Origin of the sequence: Pseudomonas sp. TJI-51 (assembly GCF_000190455.2) — a bacterium.
In the GTDB taxonomy this organism is placed as follows: domain Bacteria; phylum Pseudomonadota; class Gammaproteobacteria; order Pseudomonadales; family Pseudomonadaceae; genus Aquipseudomonas; species Aquipseudomonas juntendi.
In genome coordinates, this window is the sequence record NZ_AEWE02000129.1 from 21,878 (window position 1) to 29,558 (window position 7,681).

Below are 7,681 nucleotides of genomic sequence, written 5' to 3' on the forward strand. Positions count from 1 at the left end.
TGCCCATGAGCCTGCGCGCCGCGCTGTCGATCCTTGCGCTTTCGCTGCTGGCCGGCTGCGTGTCGGGCGGCGCGAGCGACCCGCTGGGCAGCCGCCAGAGCAGGGCCGAAGCGGGGCGTGCCTACGTGCAGCTTGGGCTGGGTTATTTGCAACAGGGTTTGACCGAACAGGCCAAGGCGCCACTGGGCAAGGCCCTGGCCTTGGACAGCAGCGATGCCGATGCGCACGCGGCCCTGGCGCTGGTGTTCCAGGCCGAAGGTGAGCCGGCACTGGCCGAAACACACTTTCGCAAGGCCCTGCAAAGCAGCGGCGGCAATACGCGAATTCGCAACAACTACGGCAGTTTCCTTTATGCTCAGGGGCGATTTGCCGAGGCCGAGCAGATGTTTCGCCTGGCCAGTGCCGATACCCTGTATCCTGAGCGCTCGCGCGTATACGAGAACCTTGGCCTGACTGCCTTGAGGCTCGAACGCCGCGACCAGGCACAGGCATATCTGGTGAAAGCATTGCAGCTCAACCAGCGGCAACCCAGGGCGTTGCTGGAAATGGCTGAGTTGTCCTACGAAAACAGGCATTATGTGCCGGCCCGGGACTACTACGATCGTTTCAGCGAGCTGAGCGCGCACGATGCCCGTAGCCTGCTGCTGGGCAGCCGCCTTGCCAGGGTGTTCGACGAGCAGGGCGCACTGGCCGAAACGGGCCAGCAATTACAACGACTTTATCCCGGTACGCCGGAATATCAGCAATACCTGTCGGAGCAACGATGAACGCCGCGCATCCCGAAGTAGCAGTAGCGCCTGGCCAGAACCCCGGTGAGCTTTTGCGCCTGGCCCGTGAGAAACGGGACTGGTCGCAAGCCGAGGTGGCCCGCAAGCTAAACCTCACTGTCAGTTCGCTGAACCACGTGGAAACCGGTGCCTTCGACAAGCTGCCCGGGCATACGTTTGCCCGTGGCTACATACGTGCCTACGCCAAGCTGCTGGACCTGGACCAGGCTGCGCTGGTCGATGCATTCGACCGCTACACCGGTACCCATGCCAAGGGCAGCGACGTGCATTCGCTGGGCCGCATCGAAGAGCCGACGCGCCTGTCGCACAACATCCTGCGCGGCGTCAGCCTGCTGTTGCTGCTCGCCGTGGTCGGTGGCGGTTTCGTCTGGTGGCAGGACCAGGGCAGCCTGCGCGGCAAGGACCTGGCCAAGATGGCCCTGGAGCATGTCGAAGTCGAAAGCGCCGACGGCACCACCCAGATCCACCCGCTCGATGAGCCTGAAGACCAGGCCGTTACCGCCGGCCAGCAGGCTGAGACTGCACCGCTGCCGTTGGCGCAGGGCACGGGCGAACAACCCGCTGCAGCTGGCGAGCAGCCGGCGGCCGGTACAGCCACAGAGCCAGCCGCTGGGGCGGCAACTGCCCAGCAGGCGCCCGTGCAGGCAGCCGCCAGCACCCCGGCGGCCACAGCGGCGCCTGTAGCTCCCGTTACGGCCGCGCCGGCCGCAGCCAGTGAGCCTGCGCCAGTGCCGGCCGGTAGCGGCAAGGTCGCCATTCAGTTCACCGCCGATTGCTGGACCCAGGTTTCCGACGGCAACGGCAAGGTGCTGTTCAGCGCCATCAAGCGCAAAGGGGACAACCTCGAACTGACCGGCAAGCCGCCGTTCGCGGTACGCCTGGGCTTCGCCCGGGGCGCCCAGGTCAGCTACAACGGCCAGGCCGTCGATGTTGCCCCGTTCACCAGTGGCGAGACTGCTCGCCTGAAGTTGGGACAGTAAGTCATGCACGGCGAATCTCCGATCAAACGTCGCGAATCCCGCAAAATCTGGGTCGGCAATGTGCCGGTGGGTGGTGATGCCCCCATCGCGGTGCAGAGCATGACCAACACCGACACCAATGATGTGGCCGCCACCGTGGCGCAAATCCAGCGCCTGGTCGATGCCGGCGTGGACATCGTGCGGGTATCGGTGCCAGACATGGACGCTGCCGAAGCCTTCGGCAAGATCAAGCAACAGGTGAGCGTGCCGCTGGTAGCCGATATCCACTTCGACTACAAGATCGCCCTGCGGGTGGCCGAGCTGGGCGTCGATTGCCTGCGTATCAACCCGGGCAACATCGGCCGCGAAGACCGTGTGCGCGCAGTGGTGGACGCGGCCCGCGACCGCGGCATCCCGATCCGCATCGGTGTCAACGCCGGTTCGCTGGAAAAAGACCTGCAGAAGAAGTACGGCGAGCCTACCCCGGCCGCGCTGGTCGAGTCGGCCCTGCGCCATGTCGAGCACCTCGACCGCCTGGACTTCCAGGACTTCAAGGTCAGCGTCAAGGCCTCCGACGTGTTCATGGCCGTGGAGGCCTACCGCCTGTTGGCCAGGCAGATCGTGCAGCCGCTGCACCTGGGCATCACCGAAGCCGGTGGCCTGCGTTCAGGCACGGTGAAATCCGCCGTCGGCCTCGGTATGCTGCTGGCCGAAGGCATTGGCGATACCATTCGCATCTCGCTGGCCGCCGACCCGGTCGAAGAAGTGAAGGTCGGCTACGACATCCTCAAGTCGCTGCACCTGCGCTCGCGCGGCATCAACTTCATCGCCTGCCCGAGCTGCTCGCGGCAGAACTTCGATGTGGTCAAGACCATGAACGAGCTGGAAGGGCGCCTGGAAGACCTGCTGGTACCGCTGGACGTGGCAGTGATCGGTTGCGTGGTCAACGGCCCGGGTGAAGCCAAGGAAGCCCATGTCGGCCTGACTGGCGGCACGCCGAACCTGATCTATATCGACGGCAAGCCGGCGCAGAAACTCACCAACGACAACCTGGTCGATGAGCTGGAAAAACTCATCCGCCAGAAAGCGGCCGAAAAGGCCGAAGCCGACGCGGCGCTGATCGTCCGTGGCTGACACACAGAATTCGTAAGGACTTTTCGTGAGCAAATCGCTGCAAGCCATCCGTGGCATGAACGACATCCTGCCAGAACAGTCGCCGCTGTGGCGCTACTTCGAAGGCACTGTCGCCGGCCTGCTGGACACCTACGGGTACAGCCAGATCCGCACGCCGATCGTCGAGTTCACCGAGCTGTTCAAGCGCTCGATCGGCGAAGTGACCGATATCGTCGAAAAAGAGATGTACACCTTCGAGGACCGCAACGGCGACTCGCTGACCTTGCGCCCTGAAGGCACCGCCGCCTGCGTGCGTGCCGTGCTCGAGCACGGCATCACCGGTAACGGCCAGGTGCAGAAACTGTGGTACATCGGCCAGATGTTCCGCCACGAACGCCCGCAGAAGGGCCGTTACCGCCAGTTCCACCAGATTGGCGTGGAAGTGTTCAACCTCGACGGCCCGGACATCGACGCCGAGCTGATCATGCTGACCTGGCGCCTGTGGGGCCTGTTGGGCATTCAGGACGCGGTCAAGCTCGAACTCAACAGCCTCGGCACCAGCGAGGCCCGCGCCCGCTACCGTGATGCGCTGGTCGAGTTCCTGTCCGCACGCCTGGAGCAGCTGGATGAAGACAGCCAGCGCCGCCTGAAAAGCAACCCGCTGCGCATCCTCGACAGCAAGGACCAGAACACCCAGGCGGTGCTGGTTGGGGCGCCAAAGCTGGAAGACTATCTGGACGAACCTTCACGCGTGCACTTCGAGGGCCTCAAGGCTCGCCTGGAGGCCGCCGGCATTCCGTTCGTGATCAACACCAAGCTGGTGCGTGGCCTGGACTACTACAGCAAGACCGTGTTCGAGTGGGTGACCGACAAGCTCGGCGCCCAGGGCACCGTGTGTGCCGGTGGCCGCTACGACGGCCTGGTCGAGCAGATGGGCGGAAAACCGACCACCGGCGTTGGTTTCGCCATGGGTATCGAGCGTCTGATCCTGCTGCTGGAAACCCTGGGCAAGGTGCCGGAGTCCATCAGCCGTACTGTCGACGTCTACCTGTGTGCCTTTGGCGAGCAGGCCGAGCTGGCCGGGCTGCGCCTTTCCGAAGGTTTGCGCGACCGTTTGCCGGGCTTGCGCCTGGCCGTCAACGCCGGCGGCGGCAGTTTCAAGAGCCAGTTCAAGAAAGCCGATAAAAGCGGTGCGCTGTTCGCCCTGATCCTCGGTGACGACGAACTGGCCAAGCAAGTCATCGGCTTGAAGCCACTGCGTGGCCAGGGCGAGCAACAGAACATTGCCTGGGATGCTCTTGCCGAGCACCTGGAAACCGCGATCGCGCAGGCGTAACGCGGTTCAACAACGAATAGGCGAAAAGGAGTATTGGGGTGTCGAGTACTGATGATGATGACCTGGCAGGGGTCAAGGACTGGTGGAACCGCAATGGCAAGCCGCTGCTGACCGGCGCATTGCTGGCAGGTGTGGTGGTGCTGGGCTGGAATACCTGGCACAAGTACCAGAACAACCAGTCGCAAGGGGCCTCGCAGTTGTACCAGGCCCTGCTCGAAACCAGCCTGACGCCAAGCGGTCAGCCCGACGCCACCAAGGTCGCGGAACTGGCCGGCAAGCTCAAGAGCGAGTTTGGCGGCACGGCCTATGCCCAGTACGGTAGCCTGTTCGTGGCCAAGGTCGCGGTCGAGAGCGGCAAGCTCGACGACGCCGCCGCCGAGCTCAAAGGTGTGCTGGACAAGCCTGCCGATGCCACCCTGGGCGAAATTTCGCGCCAGCGCCTGGCGCGCGTGCTGGCTGCCCAGAACAAGGCCGAAGATGCCCTGAAGCTGCTTGACGGTGATGCCGACAAGGCGTTCCTGGCCAGCCGTGAAGAGTTGAAGGGTGACCTGCTGGTGCAACTGGGTCGCGCCAGCGACGCGCACAGCGCTTACGAGAAAGCCAAGGCTGCGTTGTCCGATGACGCCGCAGTCGGTGGCCTGCAATTGAAGCTGGATGACCTGGCTAAAGGGGACGCGTAAGTGATCGGTTGGAAACATGCAGCAGTGCTGACCCTGGCCGTACTGGCCGCAGGTTGCAGCAGCAACAGCAAGAAGGAACTGCCCCCGGCCGAGCTGACCAAGTTCACCGAGGAAGTGGTGCTGAAGAAGCAGTGGAGCCGTTCGATCGGTGACGGCCAGGGTGAAACCTACAACACCCTGGTACCGGCCATCGAGAACGACCGCATCTACGCCTCCGACGTTCACGGTGACGTCTATGCCCTCGATCGCATCACCGGCGACGTGGTCTGGAACAAGGACCTGGAGCTGCCGGTTTCCGGCGCAGTGGGCGTGGGTTACGGCCTGGTCATGCTCGGCACCCTCAAGGGTGAAGTCATTGCCCTGGATTCCAGCACCGGTGAAGAGCGCTGGCGCTCCCGCGTGACCAGCGAAGTGCTGGCCCCGCCTGCCAACAACGGTGACGTGGTCGTGGTGCAGACCCAGGACGACCGCCTGATCGGCCTGGACGCCGCTACCGGCGACCGTCGCTGGATCTACGAAAACACTCCGGCCGTACTGACCCTGCGTGGCACCGGTGCGCCGATCGTCACCAACCGCCTGGCCATTGCCGGCCTGTCGACCGGCAAGGTGGTGGCGGTGGATATCAACAACGGCGTGCCGGTGTGGGAAAGCCGCGTGGCCATTCCCCAGGGCCGTTCCGAGCTGGAGCGCGTGGTCGACATCGATGGCGGCCTGCTGCTGTCTGGTCAAACCCTGTATGTCAGCACTTACCAGGGCCGCGTAGCGGGCCTGGACCTGGAAAGCGGCCGTGTGCTGTGGCAGCGTGATGCCTCCAGCTACGTGGGTGTCGCCCAGGGCTTCGGTAACGTTTACGTCAGCGAAGCTTCAGGCACTGTCGAAAGTGTCGACGAGCGCACTTCCAGCGCCCTGTGGTCCAACGACAGCATGGCCCGTCGCCAGCTCTCTGCGCCGGAAGTGTATTCCAGCTACGTGGCCGTGGGCGACTTCGAAGGTTACCTGCACCTGCTGAGCCAGGTCGATGGTCGCTTCGTGGGCCGTGAGCGTATCGACAGCGATGGCCTGCGCGCCCGCCCACTTGTGGTCGGTGACACCATCTATGTCTTCGGCAACAGCGGCAAGCTCGAGGCACTGACCATCCGCTGAAGCTATGCTTGAAGCCTTGGCGGGCTTCAAGCCGCGGCGCAGGAAGCGCCGCCCGTACTCCGGCCGCTGCCTTGCAGCGGCCTTTGCATTTTCAAGAATTCGAGAGTGGAGAGCCGATGGTTCCCGTAATTGCCCTGGTGGGCCGCCCGAACGTCGGCAAATCCACCATGTTCAACCGCCTGACCAAGACCCGCGATGCCATCGTCGGTGACCTGTCGGGCCTGACCCGTGACCGCCAGTATGGTGATGCCAGCTGGCAGGGTCGTTCCTTCATCCTGATCGACACCGGCGGTATCACCGGTGACGAAGTGGGCATGGACGAGAAAATGGCCGAGCAGTCGCTCATGGCCATTGAAGAGGCCGACTACGTCCTGTTCCTGGTCGATGCGCGCGCCGGCATGACCGCCGCCGACCAGATGATTGCCGAGCACCTGCGCAAGCGCAACAAAGAGGCGATTCTGGTCGCCAACAAAATCGACAACATCGACGCCGACGTGGCTCGCGCCGAGTTCTCGCCGCTGGGCATGGGCAACGCCATTCCGGTAGCCGGTTCCCAGGGCCGCGGTATCAACGCGCTGATGGAAGCCGTTCTCGGCCACCTGCCGCGCGACCAGGTCGAGGAAGCTCTGGACGCCGACGTCGCCGAAGGCGAAGAGGCGGTGCGCATTCCGGGCCCGAGCGAAAAGGATGGCATCAAGATCGCCATCATCGGCCGCCCGAACGTCGGCAAGTCGACCCTGGTCAACCGCATGCTCGGTGAAGAGCGTGTGGTGGTGTACGACCAGCCGGGCACCACCCGCGACAGTATCTATATTCCGTTCGAGCGCGATGGCGAGAAGTACACGTTCATCGACACTGCCGGCGTGCGCAAGCGTGGCAAGATCCACGAGGAAGTCGAAAAGTTCTCGGTGGTGAAGACGCTGCAGGCGATCAAGGACGCCAACGTGGTGATCTTCGTCATGGACGCCCGCGAAGGTGTGGTCGACCACGACTTGAATCTGCTGGGCTTTGCCCTGGAAGCCGGGCGCGCGATCGTCATTGCCCTGAACAAGTGGGACGGCATGCAGCCGGGCGAGCGTGACTACGTCAAGACCGAGCTGGAGCGCCGGCTGTTCTTCGTCGACTTCGCCGACATCCACTTCATTTCCGCCTTGCATGGTACTGGCGTGGGCAACCTGTACAAGTCGGTGCAGGCTGCCTTCAAGTCGGCGGTCACCCGCTGGCCGACCAGCCGCCTGACGCAAATCCTCGAAGATGCGGTGAGCGAGCACCAGCCGCCGCTGGTCAACGGTCGTCGCATCAAGCTGCGCTATGCCCACCTGGGCGGGGCCAACCCGCCGCTGATCGTGATCCACGGCAACCAGACCGAGAAGATTCCCAAGTCGTACTCGCGCTACCTGGAAAACACCTACCGCCGTGTGCTGAAGCTGGTCGGCACGCCGATCCGCATCGAATACAAGGGCGGTGAGAACCCGTACGAGGGCAAGAAGAACACCCTCACAGACCGCCAGGTCAACAAGAAGCGCCGGCTGATGTCGCACCACAAGAAGGCCGAGAAGAAGCGCCGCGACAAGCGTTGACCAGCTGCAAGCTGCAAGCTGCAAGCTGCAAGTTAAAGCAGACCGCGTTTCTCGCTGCTTTATCTTGTAGCTTGTAGCTTGT

At 63.6% G+C, this 7,681-nt stretch carries 7 protein-coding genes; all 7 read left to right on the forward strand.

What is annotated here, in order from left to right; translation table 11 throughout:
* The first annotated feature begins 5 nt into the window (after positions 1–5).
* The 7 genes from pilW (at position 6) to der (ending at position 7,599) form a co-directional block, all read left to right on the forward strand.
* Complete coding sequence (gene pilW, locus G1E_RS23910) at positions 6–767, forward strand: type IV pilus biogenesis/stability protein PilW (RefSeq protein ID WP_009682034.1); 762 nt, start codon at positions 6–8, stop codon at positions 765–767.
* Positions 764–1,768, forward strand: coding sequence for a RodZ family helix-turn-helix domain-containing protein (locus G1E_RS23915; RefSeq protein WP_009682033.1), 1,005 nt, complete (start codon positions 764–766; stop codon positions 1,766–1,768). Before pilW ends, G1E_RS23915 begins: the two co-directional genes overlap by 4 nt.
* 3 nt (positions 1,769–1,771) lie before the next feature.
* Complete coding sequence (gene ispG / locus G1E_RS23920; RefSeq protein ID WP_009682032.1) at positions 1,772–2,881, forward strand: flavodoxin-dependent (E)-4-hydroxy-3-methylbut-2-enyl-diphosphate synthase; 1,110 nt, start codon at positions 1,772–1,774, stop codon at positions 2,879–2,881.
* A gap of 25 nt (positions 2,882–2,906) precedes the next feature.
* Positions 2,907–4,196, forward strand: a complete 1,290-nt coding sequence (hisS, locus tag G1E_RS23925) for a histidine--tRNA ligase (protein ID WP_009682031.1) — start codon at positions 2,907–2,909, stop codon at positions 4,194–4,196.
* A 38-nt stretch (positions 4,197–4,234) separates the two neighbouring features.
* Positions 4,235–4,876, forward strand: a complete 642-nt coding sequence (locus G1E_RS23930; RefSeq protein WP_009682030.1) for a tetratricopeptide repeat protein — start codon at positions 4,235–4,237, stop codon at positions 4,874–4,876.
* Positions 4,877–6,019, forward strand: coding sequence for an outer membrane protein assembly factor BamB (gene bamB / locus G1E_RS23935; RefSeq protein WP_009682029.1), 1,143 nt, complete (start codon positions 4,877–4,879; stop codon positions 6,017–6,019).
* A 116-nt stretch (positions 6,020–6,135) separates the two neighbouring features.
* Positions 6,136–7,599, forward strand: coding sequence for a ribosome biogenesis GTPase Der (gene der, locus G1E_RS23940; RefSeq protein WP_009682028.1), 1,464 nt, complete (start codon positions 6,136–6,138; stop codon positions 7,597–7,599).
* The last annotated feature ends 82 nt before the right edge of the window (positions 7,600–7,681 follow it).

Excerpts from the sequence above, each read along its gene's own strand:
- G1E_RS23915 (WP_009682033.1), top strand. The coding sequence starts at position 764 with ATGAACGCCGCGCATCCCGAAGTAGCAGTAGCGCCTGGCCAGAACCCC.
- der (WP_009682028.1), top strand. The coding sequence starts at position 6,136 with ATGGTTCCCGTAATTGCCCTGGTGGGCCGCCCGAACGTCGGCAAATCC.
- ispG (WP_009682032.1), top strand. The coding sequence starts at position 1,772 with ATGCACGGCGAATCTCCGATCAAACGTCGCGAATCCCGCAAAATCTGG.
- pilW (WP_009682034.1), top strand. The coding sequence starts at position 6 with ATGAGCCTGCGCGCCGCGCTGTCGATCCTTGCGCTTTCGCTGCTGGCC.